This is a genomic window from Neomoorella stamsii, from assembly GCF_002995805.1.
GTDB classification, from domain to species: domain Bacteria; phylum Bacillota; class DSM-521; order Neomoorellales; family Neomoorellaceae; genus Neomoorella; species Neomoorella stamsii.
In genome coordinates, this window is record NZ_PVXL01000024.1 from 1 (window position 1) to 20,717 (window position 20,717).

Genomic DNA, 20,717 nt, shown 5'->3' on the forward strand with positions numbered 1-20,717 from the left:
AATAGTAAGTTCGACATGGGATGGATAAATCATCTTTTTTCAACCATCACTCTTTGGCATCTTTGTCATCACCTTAGGTTATAGTTATTATTTGGTATCTATCCAGTTTATGGATGCGGAATGTGGGATTTAAAATCACATTTTCTATGTAATTACATCTAAAAAACAGTAATTAACCCTAAAATCAAAACTCATGGTAGAATGTCAAGGACTAAAAATGAGAGTTGTTTAACGAGGAGGAAACTTAAGTGTGCTTTAGACCACCTGCTGTAGCCAAGAAGATTAAATGTCCCAATTGTGGAAAGGAAGTAATTAGGCAAGGAAATAACCCCAAAATATGTCCTCATTGTAAGGCGAACCTAGATTCTGCTGATAAGAAATAAAAAGCAAATTGTTATTAAAACTGCTAGCAGCTCGTGTGAATAATAGTTGCTGACAACTTCGGGTTAGGGACCATGTCTTTTCATAAGCTACCTTAGCTACTTTTCCCCACCGAAGTGGGGGTAGATATGGGACTAAGCATTACTTTTTATCATGGAAGTAGAGGATGCTTTTGGGATTAGGATATTTATCACTTAGGCTGCTAGATGAGATATGTGTACTCCAGTGCTTTTGGACATGAAGGGAGAAATAGCTCTTTTGCAGTGAGGGCAATAAACCTTTGTTAATATGCAGTCGAAGGAGGGGCGCAGCAAGAGGGACAGCGCTACGATTTTTAACCCGGAGAGAGTATGTCACCGGGGCTTGTGTACCAACGTTTAGAAGTCTCTGAATAACAAAGGGGGGTGTACTGTGAAAAGAAAAGCGTGGGCGGTTATGTGGGCGGTCTATCTTGCGGGCGTAGCTGTAGCGTTGAACCAGTTTAAAGTACCTCCGGTAATGCAGGTTCTTATGGAAAGTCTTCAGGCTGATATGGCAACGGCGGGATGGCTAATGTCTGTTTTTTGCATCGCCGGGGTCATACTGGCACTTCCGGCAGCGTTTCTCCTGGCAGGTCTGGGGCCGAAAAACAGTGGATTAATAGGTCTAGGTTGTATAATTATTGGTGCAGTAATTGGAGCTGTGGCTAAAACTGCAGCGATTATGCTTATTGCCAGGACTATCGAAGGCGTTGGGTTGGCTTTAATTGCAGTCGTGGCTCCGGCGGTTATTAGTATGTGGTTTGAACCACATGAACGAGGATTGCCTATGGGTATTTGGGCTACATGGGTACCAGTTGGCAGTTTTCTTATTTATAATTTGGCCAACCCAATTGCAAAACTCGGTGGCTGGACCAGTATCTGGTGGTTTGGAGCTGTTTTTGCTTTAGTTGCATTTCTGGTGTATAGCGCTATTGTTACCCCGCCCCAAAAAACGGCGAGTGGGAGTGAAGAGGGTGGCGCTATCTCTATTAGCCATGGGTTGAAAAGTATAAATACCTGGCTTATTTCCATTGCCTTTGCCGCATTTAACTTTAGTTTTATAGCCTATGCCACCTGGGCACCCACCTTCTTAGCCGAAGTTCATAAGATGGATCCGGGAGCTGCCAGTTTTTACGCTAGCCTGGTAACCCTGGTTTTTATACCTGGCGGCATATTCGCTGGCTGGGTTCTTGACCGCTTCGTAAATCGTAAGGGTATCCTGGCAGCCTCCTTCATTATTTGTACGATTTTAGTGTTATGGGCTTTTAAAGTAGGGGGCAATGTTGGAATTCTTGTTCCTTATTATGTTATTTTAGGTCTGGCGGCAAGCTTTATTCCGACCTGCGTTTTTACCATTGCTCCGGAAACAGCTATTAATCCCCAATTTGCTGGCGTAGCCTTGGGAGTGGTGATCCTTGGTCAGAACAGCGGTATGTTCATCGGCCCTCCTGTTTTAGGTAAGGCTATAGCAAATGGAGGTTGGGGTGCTGGAGTATATCCTTTAGTTATAGGGCTTCTTGTCGCTCTGGTGGCAACTCTATTAATACGCACTAAAACAGAGTAAAAGGAGGTGAACTGTCTTCTAGAAAGGAGGTTTTTGCCAGACATTAAAGCGAAGCCTGTAATGCCTCGAGGAACGAATTTCAATGCTTGATGACAAAATTCAGAAAAACTAACGGAGGGATACTATGCCATGACGGAAAAGGACACGAAACTCCAAAATGGTGTGCGTACTTATTACAAAAATTTGGGTTTGTGTTCCTTTGCCTTTGGATCAAACTCGGCAGAAATTGACGTTAAGGACGGTAAAATTCTTCGTATTCGACCGCTGAGATATAACCGTAAGTATAAGACAGAACAATTGCGACCCTGGAAGATTAAGGCCAGAGGGAAAACCTTTGAAGCACCGATGAAGTCGCTTCTGAGCCCCTTTAACTATGTATACAAGAAGCGGACGTATTCGCCGAACCGGATACTATACCCCATGAAAAGGGTGGACTGGGATCCGGAAGGAGAGCGCAACCCGCAAAACAGGGGTAAGAGTAAATTTGTACGCATCACCTGGGATGAAGCTGCTGAATTAATTGCTAAGGAACTGAAGCGAGTGTGCGAAAAATACGGCCCGACCTCGGTTCTGGTACAGGGGGACGGCCACGGCGAGACTAAGACCATTCATGGTCCTCACGGCTGTCAGATTCGCTTGATGGAGCTTCTCGGCGGTTACACCATCCAGGCACGCCAGCCCGACAGCTGGGAAGGCTGGTACTGGGGCGCCAAGCACGTCTGGGGCCAGGATCCAGTAGGCCAGGGTAGGCAGGCCAATCTAATTAAGGATATTTCGGAAAACACTCAAATGATCCTGTTCTGGGGTTGCGACCCAGAGACGACACCGCTTGCATGGGGCGGGCTGCAGGCTAGCCGTTTGTGCTTCTGGTTTACCGAACTAGGCATAAAATCCATATACATCTGTCCCGACCTTAATTATGGTGCAGCAGTTCATGCGGATAAATGGATACCTGTAAGACCTAACACGGACGCGGCATTACAGCTCGCTATTGCCTATACATGGATTACGGAAGACACTTATGATAAAGATTATGTCGCCACTCATACTCACGGTTTTGACGAATTTAAGAAGTATGTTCTAGGCGAAGAAGACGGCGTTCCCAAGACACCAAAGTGGGCCGAAGATATCTGCGGTGTTCCTGCCCGGGTTATTAAGGCTTTAGCCAGGAAATGGGCTCGGGAAGCAACCAGTATTGCCCACAATAACGGCGGCTCTTACATCAGATCCTGCTATGCCCACGAGCCGGGACGTCTGGAAGTAATCCTTTTGGGCATGCAGGGCTTAGGAAAACCCGGTCAGGGACAGCTCAAACTCTTTGAGTGGCAGCTCTTCAGCTTGCATGACCAGAACCCAATGCCCCGAAGAGAAATAATACCCAGCCCGGAAGGGGCCTACCAGGGATTTACATTTCCGGTGCCAAAGCAGTTTATCCCTAAAACTCTCATCCCTAAAGCAATTTTGAGCGATGAACCCATAATCTGGTACGGGATAACATATGCAGGAATTCCCAAGGAGGATCAGTTTGTACAGTATAAATATCCTGCTGAGGGATGTTCGGAAATCCACATGATTTGGAGCGACAGCCCATGCTGGTCCACTTGTTGGAATGGTGGAAACATGTGGATTGAAGCTTTACGCAGCCCTAAAATTGAATGTGTTGTCATGCAGCATCCGTGGATGGAAAATGACTGCCTATTTGCCGACATAATCCTTCCTATCAACACAAAGTTTGAGGAAGAAGACTTTGGGGTTGATGTTTTAGGTGACAGCTTCAATGTAGTCCTTTACGAAGGGCAGTGCATTCAACCTCTGGGAGAATCAAAGAGCGACTATGAAGCAGTAGCGGAAGTAGCAAAGAAACTTGGCCTCTACGAAGAATACACTAGAGGTAAGAGTATTGAGGACTTAATTAAGGACGGTTACAAACAATCCGGGATAAAAGACAGGATAAGCTATGAAGAATTTCGGGAGAAAGAATACTATGTAGTACCTACAGCCGAGGACTGGGAGAATGACGAACCCGGTTTCAGCCCGTTCTATAAGGATCCAGAGAACAATCCTCTGGATACACCGACCGGAAAGCTTGAATTCTATTCCGTAGGTCTGGCTGAAAACTTCCCGGATGATAAAGAACGTCCGCCGGTGCCTCATTGGATACCTTACGGCGAAACTCATCAAGAAAGCCTTTTGCATCCACGTTCCCAAAAGTATCCATTTCTTATAGTTTCCAATCATCCCCGCTGGCGGTGTCATGCTCAGCTGGATGATATACCATGGTTCCGTGAGATTCCTACTTGTAAGGTTAAAGGGCCGGATGGATATTTATACGAACCGGTCTGGATTAATCCAGTAGATGCAAAGGCATTGGGAATCAAAAGCGGTGATGTAGTTAAGATATATAACGATCGCGGATGGGTACTTGGTGGGGCATATGTTACCGAACGTATAATGCCGGGGGTAGTTTATCAAGATCATGGTGCAAGACTAGATCCAATATTACCTGGTGAAGCCGACCGTGGTGGAGCTAACAATCTTATCTGCCCTACCAACACGACATCAAAGAATTGCGCAGGGGAAGTCACGAGCGGGTATCTTGTAGGCGTAGAAAAAGTGGATATTGAGAAAATGAAAAAGCAATACCCTGAGGCGTTTAACAGGCCTTACGATCCTTATTATGGAGTTCGTTTCGAGGCCTGGATTACGGAGGTGAAAAACTAATGAAAGTATTTGTTATTGATGTTGCTAAATGTAATGGCTGTTATAACTGCCAGCTGGTCTGCAAAGACGAACATGTTGACAACGACTGGTCACCCTATGCTAAACCCCAGCCGGATACAGGTCACTTCTGGATGAAGTTAATTGATATAGAACATGGCAGTGTTCCAAAGGTAAAAATCGAATATCAGGCAAGGCCCTGTATGCATTGCGATAATGCAAAATGTATTGAGGTTGCCGGTGATGGGTCAGTATATAAGAGGAACGATGGGTTGGTCATTATAGACCCCGAAAAGGCTACAGGGCGCAGGGATCTTGTTGATTCTTGTCCCTATGGAGCTATTTACTGGAATGACAAATTAAATTTACCACAGAAGTGTACCGGATGCGCGCATCTTGTTGACGCAGGCGAAGTTCCACGCTGCGTTGAAGCATGTGCTACAGAGGCGATAAAATTTGGTGAGGAAGAAGAATTAAAGGAATTAATCTCCCGGGCTGAGGTATTACAGCCTGAACTCGGTGTGAAACCCAGGGTATATTACCTAAACCTTCCCAAATTCTTTGTAGCAGGAGAGGTTTATGATCCGGATATCGATGAAGTCCTGGAAGGGGCGCAGGTAACCCTCATTAACAACGAGACCGGCCAAAGTTGGAGAGAGACAACTGACGATTTCGGTGATTTTTGGATCAGACGCCTTAACAGTGGCTGTTATACACTAAAAATTGAAAAGAACGGTTACCAACCTTATCAAGTTCAAGACCTGAAAGTGGATAAAAGCATCAATATTGGTAGTATTGCGCTGAAACGGGAATGATGTAATATCAGGTGTTTGACGTTTTCATCTGCGTTTGCTAGTTAGGGGAGCCAAGATAAAGCTCCCCTTTTAAATACCCATTCATTCTTGCCGTCACAGTCTTTTTGAAAGTGGTAGAGTAGAGGCGTGCTTTGTGGCATATTTCTGTCTACCACATTATTTCACCTGATGCTAAATTTTATTCTAAGGACTCGTACTGCGCTTTCGGAATACTATGTCGAGCAATCTAGTTTGTATTGCTTAAGTTTTCTATACAGAGTGGATTTACCAAGTCCAAGTAGTTTCGCCGCTTGAGGGATATTGTTGCCAGTAGAAGCCATGGCGTTTTGAATGACTATCTTTTCAGCTTCCTCCAATGAGGTTACCCCGGCTATGCTGCAAATACCTGTACTTTTCAAGGTGGTTCCCCTCACTACTTCGTTAGGCAGGTGCTGGACGTCTATAAGGCCGTCCTGGGACATGTTGACGGCATAAATCATAGCATTCTCCAGCTGTCTGACGTTACCGGGCCATTCGTATTCTAAAATTATTTTTCTTGCAGCCGGGGTTATAGTTGGCAATACATGTCCTGTCTTTTTACAGTAGTATTCTATAAAGTGCTGGCATAACAGCATGATATCTTCCCGTCGCTGGCACAGGGGTGGTATTTCTAGCTTGAGAACTGCCAACCGGAAGTACAGGTCGAGACGAAACTGATTTTCTTGCACCATCTGGTAGAGATTTTTGTTAGTTGCAGCTATAACGCGAAAGTCAACAGGAATATACTTCCTGCCTCCCAGCCGCATGACGCGCTTGTCCTCTAAAACCCTAAGCAACGTGGCCTGGGTTTCAATGGGCATATCGCCTATTTCGTCAAGGAAAAGGGTTCCTTTGTGAGCCAGTTCAATTTTGCCTGGTCTTCCATTGCGTTCGGCACCCGTAAAGGTTCCGCCTTCATAGCCAAAGAGCTCGCTTTCAATGAGGTTTCTGGGAATCGCAGAACAATTCAAAGCAACGAAAGGACCTTCAGGCCGGTATTGATTGTGAATAGCCTGGGCAAATAGCTCCTTTCCGGTGCCGCTCTCTCCTATTAATAAAATATTTTCGCCGGCATCGGCGAACTTGCGGGCCAAGTCTTTTGCATGTTTCAAGCAGGCGCTGTTGCCAATAATATCATCAAAGTGATACTTGGCCACTGCACCAGTTCGCACATTAACAAGGTTGTTGATTTTTTCAGACAGGTTGACACGGATGATGGCACCTTCTATGCGTTTTTCTAACTGGCCTGGTATAAATTGTATGCTAAATACGCAGTGGCGTTCCTTTTTGCAGTTACGAATAGTTGCTTCCAGGTAATTAACAGGTTTCTGGCTTGTTAATACCTGCATAACCCGGTCGTCCACAAAGTCCTTAATGTACCTGCCTTCAACTTTGCCGCCATTTGGATTAAGTATTAGAGCTGCCTCCTGGTTAACCTTAATAATCTTATTTTCACAATCGACAGCTATGATACCGGTATCAATGCATGCAAGGATTGTTTCCATTGTATTATTCATAACTAATAGCCTATGGTTTTTTTCTTTGAGTTTGAGGTGGTTTTCAATAGCTACCGCCAGGGAGGCAACCCAGCCCAGAGTATGTGATTGTAAATTCTTCAGGTCTTTTTCCCACGGCCGTTCCCCCAGAGCCTGTACCAGTACCAGGGTGCCAATAAGGTCGCATTTTTCATCCATGATAGGAGCGGCTGAACTGATGTTGTCTTCAAGGGCAATACAGTAATTTTCGGGACCCATTAACTGGACCGGACATTTTAAAATCATACTAAGCCCGTGGGCTAAAGTTCCTGAGGTCTCTTCGTTCCAGATCGCCCCTACCACCGCATTTATTGACTTAAAATAGGAAATTTCATTAGCATCTCCTTCAAGGTAAAGAATAGTACCGTTGGCGCTATGGAGGCTTAAAATGTAGCCGGAAATCTTGAGCAGGTGCTTAAATGCGTTTATAAGGGTTTTAGTGGTTGAAATTAACAGGCTGTTTTCTTCAAGTATAGCATCCAGTTTATCTTTAGGCACATTGTGCCCGATTTTTGTGGTAAAGGGATCAATATTATTTTCGCGTGACCTTAACCAGGAAGCAGCAACCTCTGGGCTTAAACAAGAAAAAGTCCGTGGATCTTCATTGTTGTATAGAAAACGTTGTTTACACTGCTGAATTTCTTGCCAGCGCCGCTGGAATAAGGTATAGTCAAAAGGATTTGCTATAAAATCGGTCCGGTTATCGTTACAGGCTACATCAGGCCTGATAACTTCCATACCAACCCTCCTAGTAAACAGAAAACCTCGACTATAAGAGAAAAGTAATTTGAAGTAAACATCCTGGCAGGATTTTAGGCCGAGAAAAAATGCAACATTCTGTTTAAGTAATTCGAGGTTCAGACCTTTTCGGCGGACTAAAGGGTCATATTATTAAGTCCCTCCTTTCGAGAAAGTTTCTCCGAGCTATACCTGATTGGTACATGCATATCTGCTGCAACCTACCCAATAAGACAACTTTTGGAATGTCATTTTAGTTTTATATACAACCATGTGATTTCTATCACTATTATACACCATAAAAATGGGTAAAGTTATACTAAAGATCGAAGGAAAATCATCAAAAAACATTTATCATGATGATATTGCGGTTGGCAATATTGACTAAAAGTTTGTTGTCTCTTTTTTGAGAATGCCCCGTGTCAAAAAGGGAAAAATATCCGCCATTACTTTTCGGGTTAAGCGCCTCAGCTACCTTGATTAATATAGTGCCAGAGCGATATCCGGAGATTAAATCTAGGAATTATTTTAAGCCCCGTTATTGGCACGATTTTTGCTAAATAGATCTTATGTAGAGGTACTTTTATGGTATCTAGAAGGTCAGGTTAGAAAGCAGTTCTCTGGAAGTATATGTAGACGTAACGGGTATATAATTTGGTCCCGAACTGCCGGTGCTTAAAAGTAGCCTATAATTAATCATCGCATATACAAATCAGATTATCAAGAACCTTTTTTGTTCGGTTGGGAGGGAAGAAGGCTGGCACAAACAACCTGTTTGAACTGCAAGAAGGTTGTACCACCTGGTATCGTGTTTAACCTGCAGGGTAAGTAGTTCGAGCGGAGGTAAAAAAGATGGCTGGTACTACTGAAGTAAAGAAGGCAGCGTGCTATTTCTGCCATATGAACTGCGGTATGCTGGTGCACGTTGAAGATGGTGTCGTTAAAAAAGTTACAGGTGATCCTGAGCATCCCTTTAATCAGGGAGCCCAGTGTCCCCGGGGTGCTTCGGCTATGGATCACCTCAACCACATCAACCGGGTAAACTATCCCCTTAAACGTGTCGGGGAACGGGGATCTGGTAATTTTAAGCGTGTCAGCTGGGAGGAAGCCCTGGAAGATATTGCCGCCCGGCTAAAAAAATACAAAGCGGAATATGGGGCCGAAAGCATTGCCACTGCCGGGGGCACCAACCGGACTGATGACTGGGCCCGACGTCGCTTTTTCAACCTATTAGGGAGCCCCAATGTGGTTCACACCTCCCCTGTTTGCTGGATACCCAATTTTTTAGTAGAAACGGCCATTTACGGCTGGAGCGCCTTTGATCCGGAGATTATGGGCAGCCGGTGTGTAGTCGTCTGGGGCCATAATCCTGGCGCCTCGTATTTACCGGAAATGCGTGGGCTTTTAGAGGCCCGGGAAAAGAACGGCACCAAAATCATTGTTATTGACCCGCGTTATAGCGAGACGGCGGCCCACGCCGACCTGTGGTTGCCCATCCGCCCGGGGAGCGATTGCGCCCTGGCCCTGGCCTGGCTTAACGTCATTATCAATGAAGGGCTCTACGACGCCGATTTCGTTGAGAATTGGACGGTAGGCTTTGAGGAACTGCGGGTACGGGTTCAGGAGTATACCCCGGAGTGGGCACAAGAAAAGACCTGGGTGCCGGCCGAAAAGATAGCCCTGGCAGCAAAGACTTACGCCACCATGAGGCCGTCGTGTATCCAGTGGGGAGTAGCCACCGACCAACTCGGCCGGGCTACCAGTGCCTTCGCCCAGGCGCGGGCAGTTTTAAGGGCCATTTGTGGTAACCTGGATGTACCGGGGGGAGATGTGATGCCCGGGCCCCATCCCACTTTCATTACCGATGTTGAGATGGAACTAAACGAGTTGCTACCGGAGGAGCAAAGAGCCAAACAATTGGGTTCGGACAGGTTTAAACTCAGCACCTGGCCGGGTTACAAGCTTTTAAATGAACAGTTAGAACGTGTCTGGGGAAAGGGTTTACCGGCCGAGTGGATGTGCGAAGCCAGCCCGCCCCTACTATGGCGGGCAATACTTACCGGCAAACCCTACCCGGTCAAAGCGATGATTGTCCTTGCCGATAACCCCCTTACCTCCTATGCCAACTCCAGGCTGGTATATGAAGCCCTCAAAAAGCTGGACCTGCTAGTGGTCATGGATTACTGGCTGACGCCTACGGCTATGCTGGCCGACTATGTCTTACCGGCAGCCTCCTGGCTGGAAAGGCCGGTCCTAACTACAACCTATGGGGTTTCTGACTGGCTTATTGCCTCTGAAAGGGCTATACAGCCGTTATATGAACGAAAAACTGACTACGACTTCTGGCGCGAGCTAGGTATCAAGATGGACCAGGGTGAATACTGGCCGTGGCAGACCAACGAAGAGGTGTTCCAGTACCGCCTGGAATCGCTGGGGTACGGTCTCGAAACCTATGAAGATTTTGTCAGTGGGGTACGTTTCGACTTTGCCCCGCGTGAGTACTACAAGTACCTGGAAAAAGGCTTTGCCACACCATCCGGTAAGGTGGAGCTCAAAAGTTCAATATTAGAAAAACTCGGCTATGACCCGCTGCCCCATTACGTCGAGCCGCCTTTCAGCCCGGAAGCTACGCCGGAGCTGGCGCGGGATTATCCCCTGATACTCATCGCAGGCGGAGGCTTCATGCCCTTTTACCATTCAGAGCACCGCCAGATAACGCGCCTGCGTCTGCTGCACCCGGAACCGAGGGTGGCCATTAACCCTGAACTGGCCCAAGAGCTTGCTATTAAAGAAGGCGACTGGGTGTGGATTGAAACCCCAAAAGGGAAAGTCAAGCAACGAGCTAAACTCACGACGGCCGTACCACCCGGGGTAGTCCAGGCGGAACGGGGATGGTGGTATCCGGAAAAAGGGGCAAAAGACCTGTTTGGCGTCTGGGAATCCAATATTAATGCCTGCCTGGATGACGACCCGGATACCTGCGATCCAGCCTGCGGTAGCTGGTGCACCAGGTCGGTTTTATGTAGGATTGCTAAGGTGGAAGGGTGAGAACTATGCATTGGGGAATGGTTATTGACTTACGCAGGTGCATCGGTTGCCATGCCTGCACCGTTGCCTGCCAGATTGAAAATAACCTGCCGCTAAACGAACGCTGGAATAAAGTGTTCACGGTAGGGCCGGAAGGGGGATTTCCCAACGTGACCTCACACTACCTGCCGCGGCCGTGTATGCACTGCCAAGATGCACCCTGTGTTGACGGCTGCCCTACCGGGGCCAGCCAGAGACGGCCTGACGGGATTATCATTGTTGATGGCGAGCGTTGCATTGGCTGTAAGTTCTGCATGCTGGTATGCCCCTATGGTGTACGCCAGTTCGAGGCGGAAAAGGGCATCGTGCAAAAGTGCCACCTGTGTTATGAACGGCTGGAGCAGGGAGAAATGCCCCGCTGTGTAGAAACTTGCCAGCTGAAAGCCCGCCATGCCGGGGATCTGGACGATCCCGGCAGCGAAGTGGCGGCACTTATTAAACAGGCCAATGCCCGGCCGCTGTATCCCCATCTGGGCACGAAACCGTCGGTGTATTATATTTTTCCCTAGGAGGTAGCTGTTATGGAGGATAAACAGGCAATTTGGGGCGGGCTGGCTGCCGGTTACTTCTTTTGCGCCGCCTTCGGGGCCATGGTTTTGGCCGTCATCGCTTTCCTGGATATTATAACCTCGCCCCTTGCCGGTGAGGTAAGTGGTACCGGTAGTTTCCTGGGCCTGGCAGCTGCCGGCCTGGGCGGTCTGTTATTACTTGCCGAGCTGGGCAACAAAAAGCGATTTCTTTTAGTTTTTAGCCGCATGCAGTCAATTATGACTAAAGGAGCCCTGTTTTTAAGCTGCTTCATAGTTCTGGCAGCAATATATACCAGCTTTTGGTTTGATATCTTTCCCTGGGCCGGGGAAAATGCCGGGCGGCGGATTATCGGGTTCCTGGGCATAATTTTTGCCGTGGCCCTGGTAATCTACCCGGGTTTAGAGCTGGGCGAAGCCCGGGGCCGTTCCTTCTGGAACGGCAGTGCTCTGGTGCCCCTGTGGCTGGCAGCAGCCCTAACTTCCGGTTTGGCCGGCGTAATCCTGGTGGCGGCGGTGACCGGTACGTCGCCAGCACCAACTATTGCTATTCTTGATAAAATACTCCTGTCTCTGCTCATTACTCAGATAATCTTAATTGCGGCCTATATCCTCGGGATGCGCCAGTCGGCGCCGGAGGAAGCCCGCCGGTCGGTGGCAATGCTTATCAACGGTAATTTGAAAAATATTTTCTGGTGGGGGATTGTTATTTGTGGTCACCTCATCCCTTGCCTCCTTTACTTTGGCGGTAGAAGCGCCGGTATCTTAGCCATAAAATCATTATTTGTTTTGGTAGGAGAAGTCTGCCTGCGAGCTGCCTTCCTCCAGGTCGGTGTCCGGGTAAGTCTTCCGGGTGAAGATAACGAGTGGATGCAGGACGAGGAGATAGCCGTCCTGGCCACACGGCTGGAACAAGCGTGGCAGGAAAGGGCGGCCTGGATAAATGGCAAATAATATGCTGGCGCGGGCGGAAGTGACCATGGCTGGGCCAGACGATGGCCTGGAATTGCAGGAATTAATGCAGGACTGGGGTATGGGCCTGGCCGGGGAACCAGAACAGCACGCCATTATTAAGGTTGAAGAGAAAATTTTGGCGGGGGGTAAAATAACCTGGCTAGGTGAAACTTTCTTTCACCTACAATTGCTGGCCGTAAGGAGAGAAGCCAGAGGCCAGGGTTTAGGGGGGAGGCTGCTGTTGGAGTTAATCAAAAAACCATGGGCCTATTGCCACAGCTCGCCGGCCAGTGGCTGCGCCTCTTACCGTGTAACTACCATTGCCAGGGGAGAGGCTGCAGGATTTTACCGGAGGTATGGTTTCCGGAACTGCCATTTTTCTGATCTGGCGACAATTTACAGGGAACAGTGCTGCCACTGTCCGGAACGGGAGGCCTGCCGGCCGGTACCCATGATTTATATACAGGAGGTTAGTTAGTTGCGCCAAGCGGTAGTAGTTTTTACCAAAGTACCCAGAAGCGGTGATATCAAAACCCGCCTGACAAAGGAAAGAGGCGGGATTTTAACACCAGAAGAAGCAAAGATTTTCTATGAGGCCTGCCTCCTTGACGTTATCGACAGCGTCATTGCTGCCTGCCAGGAAGAGGGTGCTGATTTTTGGGTCTGTCACGACGCTGGCGGTGACGGCGCCTATCTTTCCTCGTTGCTTAAAGGTCTGACCCATCCGGGGAAGGTAAAGGGTATCTTCGCCGATAGGGGCGGTTCCTTTGATGACTGCATGCAGTTTGCTGCTGACTATATTCTCAAGCCCCAGTCGGGAGCAAGGCTGGCTGACAGCGTAATTATAATCGGTGGGGATTTACCAACACTGCAGCCGGTAACCATTAAAAACGCTTTAGCCGCTTTAGAAAAGCTCAGTCAAAGTGAGGCCGGTCGACAAGCTGCCGGGCAGTGCAATGACATTTTAACCCCAGCAGTAGGGGCGGCCATTGTCGAAGCACCCTGCCAGGAGGGCGGATTTTCCCTGGTGGGTTATACCTGCGAAACGCCTTTTGATTTTCATAAAGTATTTTATAATATGGACGGCATCACGGCCCTGGATATGCTGGTAAAGAAAGCTGGAGAGAAAAAGATACCTTTTGCTGCCCTCGAGATGGTTCCTGACATAGATATCCCCATCGATTTGGCAAGCGCTATTCCCGTAATGTGTTCCCTGGAACTGGCTGCTGTTACCGATCCTACGGTTATGGTACCCCGCCGCACCCTGGCATTCCTGAGGGAGTTGGGCCTCGAAGCTGCCGCCCTGCCTCCGGAGCGGTAGAGATTACTGCTGGGTGCTTAGGTACTCAACTAAAGGTTGGACCATGCAACAATAAGCTTATCGTGGAAAGGACTGATAACTTGGACGTTGCAACAGGGGTCACTGGCGGCGGTGATGGGTTTCGCGAAAAGATAAAGGAAAATTGTACCGCCTGCGGCCGATGTACCGCTTCATGCTTGTTGCTGCAGGAGATTGGCGAGGCGCCCCTGAATATTGCCGGGCGGGGTCCGACAATAGAGGAAGCATTTTCCTGTAACCTTTGCGAACTGTGTGCCGCTGTATGCCCGGAAGATCTTTCGCCGGCGGGCATGTTTGCCGCTAAACGTATAGAAGCAGTAGCAAACGGAGAATTTCCCATATACGATTATCGCTACCTTTTCCCAGACCGGGAGCTCAATATTTGCAAACTTTATCGGGAAAAGTACAATATAGACTACAATGATTTGCCAATAGATCAAAAAGGTGAGGCAGCTTTTTTCCCGGGGTGCACTATGTTAACTTATGCGCCGGCTATAACAAGGGCTGCCTTTAACCACCTGCAGGAATTATGGCCTTACATCTCCCTCTTGACAGATTGCTGTGGCAAGCCCCTTTACCAGATGGGTTTAAAAGAGCGTGGTGAAAATTATACCGGCTATATTAAAAAAAAGTTAAAAGGGCTCGGTGTAAGAGTATTAATAACTGCCTGCCCCAATTGTTTTTACCAGCTTCGCGCTGAACTAGCACCAGCCGGCATCGAGGTCAGGACCATCTATGAGATCTGGGAGGACGGGAAGGCGGGTACATCATTAATTACCGTCCATGACTCCTGTCCCGACCGTCATGAAGGCATCTTTGCCCGGCAGGTCAGGGGTGTCCTGGAACAGCTAGGATATCAGCGGGTTGAAATGGAACACCACGGTACGACCACCTTCTGCTGCGGCAGCGGCGGCCAGGTAAGTCACTTCCGTCCGGACCTGGCGGAAGCCTTGATCAGTCGCCGCCTCGAAGAGGCGAAAAATACCGGGGTCGGAATCCTTGTAGGCTACTGCTTGAGCTGCGTCCTCAATTTCGCCCGTATTTCCACCGGAATTAAGGTGCGCCATGCACTTGATTTGTTGCTTGGTCTGGACGAGGATTACCATGAAATCAAGGAAAGGGTCAGGGCCCTTTTTAGCGGGCCCGAAGGCGAAGAAAACTGGCGGCGGGTAATGGCGGAATAACTGTTGCAGTAAAGGGAGAGAAACCTGTGGATAACCAGCAACTGGCAAGCATTTATAAAGATATATTAGCCCTGCGTTGGGAGCCGGTAGCAGTGCGGTTACTGCGTCCCGGCGAGGCCATACCCGCAGGGGTGACAGAACCAACGGCAACACTGCGTCACTGCCAGGCCATTGTGGCTGCCAGGCGGGGTTGCAGCCTGTATATGCCGCCTCGCCGGCATGCCTGCCCCGACGGGGCGGCCATTATGGGCCTCATACCCATGCCGCCCAAACTGCAGTCGGGGGAATTATACCTCCTGTTTAAAAAGCTGCCTACCCTGGAATGTGCCCGGAAGATGATCGCGGTCCGGCCTTGCTTTCCGGCCGGCAGCTACGAGGCCACCTTGGTAGCGCCGTTGAGTAAAGCCAACTTTGAAGCCGACGTGGTAATCTTCACCCTGTGGCCGGAGCAGGCCATGTGGCTTTGCTGCGCCCAATCGTATAACAGCGGTGAACGGCAGAGCTTTAACACCTCGGGTTATAACTCCACCTGTGCTGACCTTACTGTACAGCCCATGCAGACCGGGAAAATGAATATTTCCTTCGGTTGTTACGGCAGCCGCGCTGCCAGTGACATAAGCGATTTTGAGCTTTATCTCTCTCTCCCGGCTGCCCAGCTGGAGATTGTGGCCCGTTCGCTGCAAAAACTGGCCGGGAAAAGCATACCTGAAGCGCGGCATAAGATCTATATGCCGCCCGTAATGGATAAAGTAGGCGCCAAAAAGAAGAATACCAGGGATGTCCCGGCGGTTCAGATCAACATCGATGCTGCCAATTGTTTAGGAGAAGGCCTGTGTGCCGACTTTTGCCCTTATGGTGTAATAAGCATGCAGGAGCAAGACGGCCGCCCGGTACCAATTGTCAAGAACCCGGAGCATTGTACTGCCTGCTACACCTGCGTAGGCCAGTGTCCTGCAGGGGTTATCCAGGTTTTACAGCAATAGTATGCCCCGTGGGTACCGGTCCAATAGTAAAAAAGAGACATTAATTTTATCTACGGAGGGGAGAGCAGTTTTGGAAAATAGAATTATAATCAGAGATATTCTCAACAAATGCCTGGACGGTGGGATACCTACCAGGGAAGAGGCAACCAGGCTGGTGCAAGTTGAGCTGGACAGCGAAGAATTTTATTCCCTTTGCTATGTGGCTAATAAACTTAGCCGGGAGCACTTCGGCAATAAAGGCGATGTCGTTGCCCAGATCGGGCTTGATTATGCTCCTTGCTCCCGGAATTGCGGTTTTTGTTCTTTTGGTCGTGATGCAGGAGTAGTCAAGGAACGCCTGGAATGGGATACGGATACAGTTGTAAAAACAGCCCTTGCCATGGTAGAAGCAGGGGCTAACGGCATCTACCTCATGACGACGGCTGATTACCCATTCAAAAAATTTATCGATATTGCTGCCGCAGTACGCGAAGCCGTGCAGGACGATATTCCGTTAATTGCTAATATAGGTGATTTTAATTATGAACAGGCGCAAAAACTAAAGGAGGTTGGTTTTTCCGCCGTTTATCATGCCCTCAGGTTAAGGGAAGGGACAGATACCGGTATTCCCAGAACGAAGCGTGAGGAGACAATTGCCAACGCCAGGGCCGCCGGCCTGGCTGTCCAGGTGTGCCTTGAGCCTGTAGGGCCGGAGCATACTCCCGAAGAAATGGTTGAGCAGATGTTCTGGGCCAGGGAGATTGGCGCCACATTTAACGGTGCCATGAAAAGGACGGCAGTTCCGGGGACACGCCTGGGAGGACTCGGGGAGATATCTTTCCGGGAGTTGGCACGCCTGATTGCCGTTACGCGCCTGGTGATGGGAGACCGGGCCACAGCCCACTGTACCCATGAGCCCAACCTGCCGGCCCTTATGGCGGGAGCCAATCTTATCTGGGCCGAAGCCGGGCCGAACCCCAGGGATGTCCTGCCTGATACAGCGGCCGGGCGGGGCCAGAGCGTAAGGAAATGTCAGGAAATACTTTTTGAAGCCGGTTACGACATCCGGCAAGGACCTACCCCTTCAGCCTTTGTTGCCGGTTAGACGGAGGGAGATGGGATGGCTGTGATTTTTAAACTCCTAGGAACCGGTGCCGGTCCCGGGGTACCGTCCTTTTATTGCAACTGTGCTGCCTGTCAGGAGGCCAGGGAAAATCCACGCTTTAGCCGGACGCGGAGCGGGGCCATCCTGGATTTGGGGGAGAAGAAAATTCTTATCGACGCGTCGCCGGACTTACGTCACCAGCTTTTGCGGGAAAAGATTGATGAGCTATCATGTATTTTTCTCACTCACTGGCATTACGACCATTTTGGCGGTTTGGGTGAAGTGGAATTCTATGTTCGGCTGGTACGTCATGAACCTTTAACCCTATACCTGCCGCCCAGCGCCGTAGAGGAATATCAGGCCGCCTTTCCTCACCTTCAGGATCTCCTGGTACCTGTACCATGGCAGTTTGGACGTAGCTATGACTTTGGCAGGGCGACTCTTACCCCATTACCGGCCAACCACAGTATCGAAACAGCTGGCATGCTCGTGGTGGGGGAAAAGAGCCTGGCCTACTTTACTGACACCTGTGGCCTGCCACCGGAAACTTTGAAGCGGGTGCAGGGCATAGATGTCCTGATCTGTGACGCCACCTTTCATGGTGAAAACTGGTATCCCCACAGCCACATGTCAGTAGAACAGGCTGTCGTACTGGGCCGCGAAATAGGGGCGGGAAGAACGATTCTCACCCATCTTGCCATGCATTACAGCCAGGCGGTCACCGTACATGAACTAGAGCAAGAAATATCCTCTTATCCAGGGGTATCCCTCGCTTTTGACGGTTTGAAGCTAGAACTATAGTCCATTTAAGGTTACCCATGCCTTTTGTGCCCAGGCCGGGTCGGCCAGCAGGGCACGGCCGATGCCTACCAGATCAGCCCGTCCTTGGCGGATAATCATATTAGCAAATTGGGGCGTTTTAATACCTCCCGTCACCATAACCGGTACCCGGGCTACTGGCTTAATAGCATCAGACATATAGAGGAAGAAACCTTCCGGGCCTTCTTTAATATAGCCCCCCAGGCCCCCGGAAAGGTCAATAGCGTCAATCCCGGCTGCTTCCAGCATGGGGATGGCCCAGCGGCTTTCTACAAGATTTAGGCCACCTTCCATGCGATCGTCCGCACCCAGGCGGTAAAAAACGGGATAGGCGGGACCGAGGGCTTCCCGCACGGCACGGACGACCTCCAGGGGAAACCGCAGGCGGTTTTCCAGGGAGCCGCCGTAAGCATCACGGCGATGGTTGGTGAGGGGTGAAAGAAACTGGTTCAAAAGATAGCCGTGGGCGCTGTGGATTTCTACCAGGTCAAAGCCGGCTTTCTTGGCCCTTGCGGCAGCCAGGGCAAATTTTTCAGTTAACCCCTTGATCTCCTCAACTGTTAATTCATGGGGGAGTTCTTCGTAGGGGTTACATGATGCAACAGCTATTGCGGCTCTATCTTCCTGATGCTGTGACACTAGCCTGGAACGGCGTGGTAGAAATGGGAGAGGTATGCATGAAGGGGCTACAGCATTTTCCAGAACTCTCGCACCAGCATGGTTGATTTGAATACCGGCAATCGCTCCTTCGGAGTGGATCTTAGCTGCCAGCTTAGTAAGGCCGGGTAAGAGACGGTCGTGGTAAATCCCTAGCTGCTTGGGATGGGCTTGGCCTTCCTCGCTAATATAAGCATGTTCTACAATGATGAGGCCTACACCGGCGCGGGTGTCCGCCCCGGCAAACTTTTGTACAGTGTCACAGGTGCTGCCACCATGATAAGCCCTGGCCCGGAAGGTGTAGTGTTCAAGCATTTCCGGGGTTATCTCGCCCTCGGAAGTAGCGATACCGAGGGCCATAGGAGGCATAACGATTCGGTTAGGCAGGGTAAGGCCTTTAATTTTCAATGGAGAAAATAGGTGTGTACTATACATCATGTAACCTTCCTTAAAAATTTACGAATCTGATATATGTAAGGTGGCGGTAACAGGTTAATCCCGCCTCAGCTAGAGTATGCGAGAGAAGTTTTATTTCTAACTTTTCGGCACACCGCATCTTTTTCCTGCCTGGTAAGGCTAAATTTAGATAAAATAGAACTGAATCCCGAACGTAAAGTAAAACTGACCCACCTTAGCAGGAACTCCCGTTCTGGTGGCGAATAGCAAATATTGGACATAAAACCACCTGGGGGTTCAAAATGCTGGCCATTGTCAATTCCGTCGTCCTCGTGGGACTGGAGGGGCAGAGCGTACGGGTGGAGGTCGATATTAGCAATGGTTTGCCTGTTTGTGAAAATGTTGGTCAAATTGTACAGATGAAAAGTCTAAAAAATAGGTAAGAGACGTGACGCTAGTATTTGCGTCCCCCTTATTTTTTACTTGTATCCATGCATTAAAAGTAATACTATGTATAAACAAAGAAGGAGTGAAAATCGTTATGCAACCTCATGTGCAAAAGTGGGGCAATAGTTTAGGGATACGTATCCCTTTGTCGCTGGCCCCAAAAATCGGCCTTAGAGAAAGTACACCGGTTGATTTACAGGTAGATGAGGACGCGATAATTAAAATGTTAGCCCAGGTTAAACCTGAAAATATTCATGGTGAAATAGATACCGGGCCTCAGGTTGGGCGGGAAATATGGTAAACGAGATGGAAACCTATATTCCCGAACGTGGTGATATAAAAAAAAAACATATCCATAGCAATAATTTTTGCCGCCTTAGTTACCTTGAGATGACCCGGAAGCCCTGGAAGAACTGGTCGCCACCCTGAAAAAGGCGGGAACAAAGGAGATCCACTGCGACCCCCTGAACCCGTACCCGGCGGCCGTCCGGCGCCTGCGAGCCGTCTACCGGACCAGCTTTCCCAGGACCTTGGAACAATTGGAACACTACTTGCGCGACCGGCGTGGCTACCTGCAGCAGCTGGCCGGAAGGGCGGGAAGGCTTGCCAGGGAGATTGTCGGTGAATAAAGCCGCGGTCAGTTATTGTCCCGGGCCAGGTCCACCAGCCAGAATGATGGGGGCAGGTCACGCTGGAACTGGTGGCCATAAACGAGATACCGGCCGTCAGGTGACCAGCAGGACCGGAAATACCCCGGCTTTTTAGTAATCAAGCGGGGCCTGTTCTCCGCGATATCTTTAACCCACAGGGTTTCCTCCATCCATTGGAGCAACAGGCGCTGGCCATCGGGACTGAAAGAAATAGCAGCGTAATTTTGCCCGGTGGGTATTCTCCTGGTATTGCCCGTCCCAAGGTCATAAATGTACATGGCGGGGGGCCCTTCCTGCCCGTAACCACGGGCGCCAAAAGTAATGGCCTGGCCGTCATTGGTCCACCGGGCGCCAAAGCAACCATCCAGGTCGACTATTTTCTTTTTTTCGTCCGAATTGAGGTCAATTACCCAGATACCACCCGAGCCATCGTAATACATATCTATGTATAAAACCTTATCTCCTGCTGGGGACCACTGGGGCTGGGAAGGCAGCAATCTTTCTTTGCCAGCTCTGGCCAGGAGAATGCGGCGGGAATTGTTGAGGTCGGCTAACCAGAGGCCTTGTTCCACATAAACCATACGGCTGCCATCGGGGGAAACCTCCAGCCAGCGGTCAAATACTGGTAATTTCACTGTCCGTAACACCTTGAAGTCATTGGCATCGAAAAAGACCAGTTCTTTACCGTTGCGCAAAACTATTTTACCGTCAATAGATTGCATGGCGGGGCGTTCTCCCGTCCATTCCCCGGTGTAGATAGTTTCCTGCCCTTCCTTTTCCGGGTTTAACCGGGAGATTTTA

General features: G+C 49.4%; 16 protein-coding genes. 13 read left to right on the forward strand and 3 right to left on the reverse strand.

Annotated features, from left to right (window positions below):
* Window positions 1–792 precede the first annotated feature (792 nt).
* The 3 genes from MOST_RS03685 (at window position 793) to MOST_RS03695 (ending at window position 5,498) form a co-directional block, all read left to right on the forward strand.
* On the forward strand, window positions 793–1,965 hold the full coding sequence (locus MOST_RS03685) for an MFS transporter (RefSeq protein WP_054935798.1): 1,173 nt from the start codon (window positions 793–795) through the stop codon (window positions 1,963–1,965).
* A 129-nt stretch (window positions 1,966–2,094) separates the two neighbouring features.
* Entirely contained in the window at window positions 2,095–4,686 is a 2,592-nt protein-coding gene (locus tag MOST_RS03690) for a molybdopterin-dependent oxidoreductase (RefSeq protein WP_054935799.1), read from the forward strand.
* Entirely contained in the window at window positions 4,686–5,498 is an 813-nt protein-coding gene (locus MOST_RS03695; RefSeq protein WP_054935800.1) for a 4Fe-4S dicluster domain-containing protein, read from the forward strand. The genes MOST_RS03690 and MOST_RS03695 overlap by 1 nt, the downstream gene beginning before the upstream one ends.
* A gap of 212 nt (window positions 5,499–5,710) precedes the next feature.
* Here MOST_RS03695 and MOST_RS03700 read toward each other — a convergent pair whose 3' ends face one another.
* Entirely contained in the window at window positions 5,711–7,789 is a 2,079-nt protein-coding gene (locus MOST_RS03700; protein ID WP_054935801.1) for a sigma-54-dependent Fis family transcriptional regulator, read from the reverse strand.
* An 852-nt stretch (window positions 7,790–8,641) separates the two neighbouring features.
* On the opposite strand from MOST_RS03700, the gene MOST_RS03705 reads away from it, so the two are divergent.
* The 9 genes from MOST_RS03705 (at window position 8,642) to MOST_RS03745 (ending at window position 17,748) form a co-directional block, all read left to right on the forward strand.
* On the forward strand, window positions 8,642–10,837 hold the full coding sequence (locus tag MOST_RS03705; RefSeq protein WP_054935802.1) for a molybdopterin-containing oxidoreductase family protein: 2,196 nt from the start codon (window positions 8,642–8,644) through the stop codon (window positions 10,835–10,837).
* A gap of 5 nt (window positions 10,838–10,842) precedes the next feature.
* Entirely contained in the window at window positions 10,843–11,385 is a 543-nt protein-coding gene (locus tag MOST_RS03710; protein WP_054935803.1) for a 4Fe-4S dicluster domain-containing protein, read from the forward strand.
* A gap of 12 nt (window positions 11,386–11,397) precedes the next feature.
* Complete coding sequence (nrfD, locus tag MOST_RS03715; protein ID WP_054935804.1) at window positions 11,398–12,357, forward strand: NrfD/PsrC family molybdoenzyme membrane anchor subunit; 960 nt, start codon at window positions 11,398–11,400, stop codon at window positions 12,355–12,357.
* Window positions 12,347–12,835 (forward strand): GNAT family N-acetyltransferase, encoded by a 489-nt coding sequence (locus tag MOST_RS03720; protein ID WP_054935805.1) that lies wholly within the window; start codon window positions 12,347–12,349, stop codon window positions 12,833–12,835. The genes nrfD and MOST_RS03720 overlap by 11 nt, the downstream gene beginning before the upstream one ends.
* A complete protein-coding gene (locus tag MOST_RS03725) occupies window positions 12,836–13,678 on the forward strand; it encodes a TIGR04282 family arsenosugar biosynthesis glycosyltransferase (protein ID WP_054935806.1) in 843 nt (280 codons plus the stop codon). It begins immediately after the preceding gene.
* 80 nt (window positions 13,679–13,758) lie between these two features.
* Window positions 13,759–14,880: a (Fe-S)-binding protein gene (locus MOST_RS03730; RefSeq protein WP_054935807.1), complete on the forward strand. Its 1,122-nt coding sequence runs from the start codon at window positions 13,759–13,761 to the stop codon at window positions 14,878–14,880.
* A 26-nt stretch (window positions 14,881–14,906) separates the two neighbouring features.
* Window positions 14,907–15,863: a DUF169 domain-containing protein gene (locus tag MOST_RS03735; protein WP_054935808.1), complete on the forward strand. Its 957-nt coding sequence runs from the start codon at window positions 14,907–14,909 to the stop codon at window positions 15,861–15,863.
* A 70-nt stretch (window positions 15,864–15,933) separates the two neighbouring features.
* A complete protein-coding gene (locus tag MOST_RS03740; RefSeq protein WP_054935809.1) occupies window positions 15,934–16,947 on the forward strand; it encodes a radical SAM protein in 1,014 nt (337 codons plus the stop codon).
* Window positions 16,948–16,962: 15 nt separating this feature from the next.
* Window positions 16,963–17,748: an MBL fold metallo-hydrolase gene (locus MOST_RS03745; RefSeq protein ID WP_054935810.1), complete on the forward strand. Its 786-nt coding sequence runs from the start codon at window positions 16,963–16,965 to the stop codon at window positions 17,746–17,748.
* On the opposite strand, the gene MOST_RS03750 is transcribed toward MOST_RS03745, so the two are convergent.
* Window positions 17,743–18,861, reverse strand: coding sequence for an oxidoreductase (locus MOST_RS03750; RefSeq protein ID WP_054935811.1), 1,119 nt, complete (start codon window positions 18,859–18,861; stop codon window positions 17,743–17,745). The genes MOST_RS03745 and MOST_RS03750 overlap by 6 nt on opposite strands.
* A gap of 487 nt (window positions 18,862–19,348) precedes the next feature.
* Here MOST_RS03750 and MOST_RS03755 point away from each other — a divergent pair, with 487 nt between their 5' ends.
* Window positions 19,349–19,567: an AbrB/MazE/SpoVT family DNA-binding domain-containing protein gene (locus tag MOST_RS03755; RefSeq protein WP_083476475.1), complete on the forward strand. Its 219-nt coding sequence runs from the start codon at window positions 19,349–19,351 to the stop codon at window positions 19,565–19,567.
* Between the two features lie 336 nt (window positions 19,568–19,903).
* On the opposite strand, the gene MOST_RS03760 is transcribed toward MOST_RS03755, so the two are convergent.
* On the reverse strand, window positions 19,904–20,717 hold an 814-nt coding region (locus tag MOST_RS03760), incomplete at its 5' end, for a TolB family protein (RefSeq protein ID WP_129588652.1).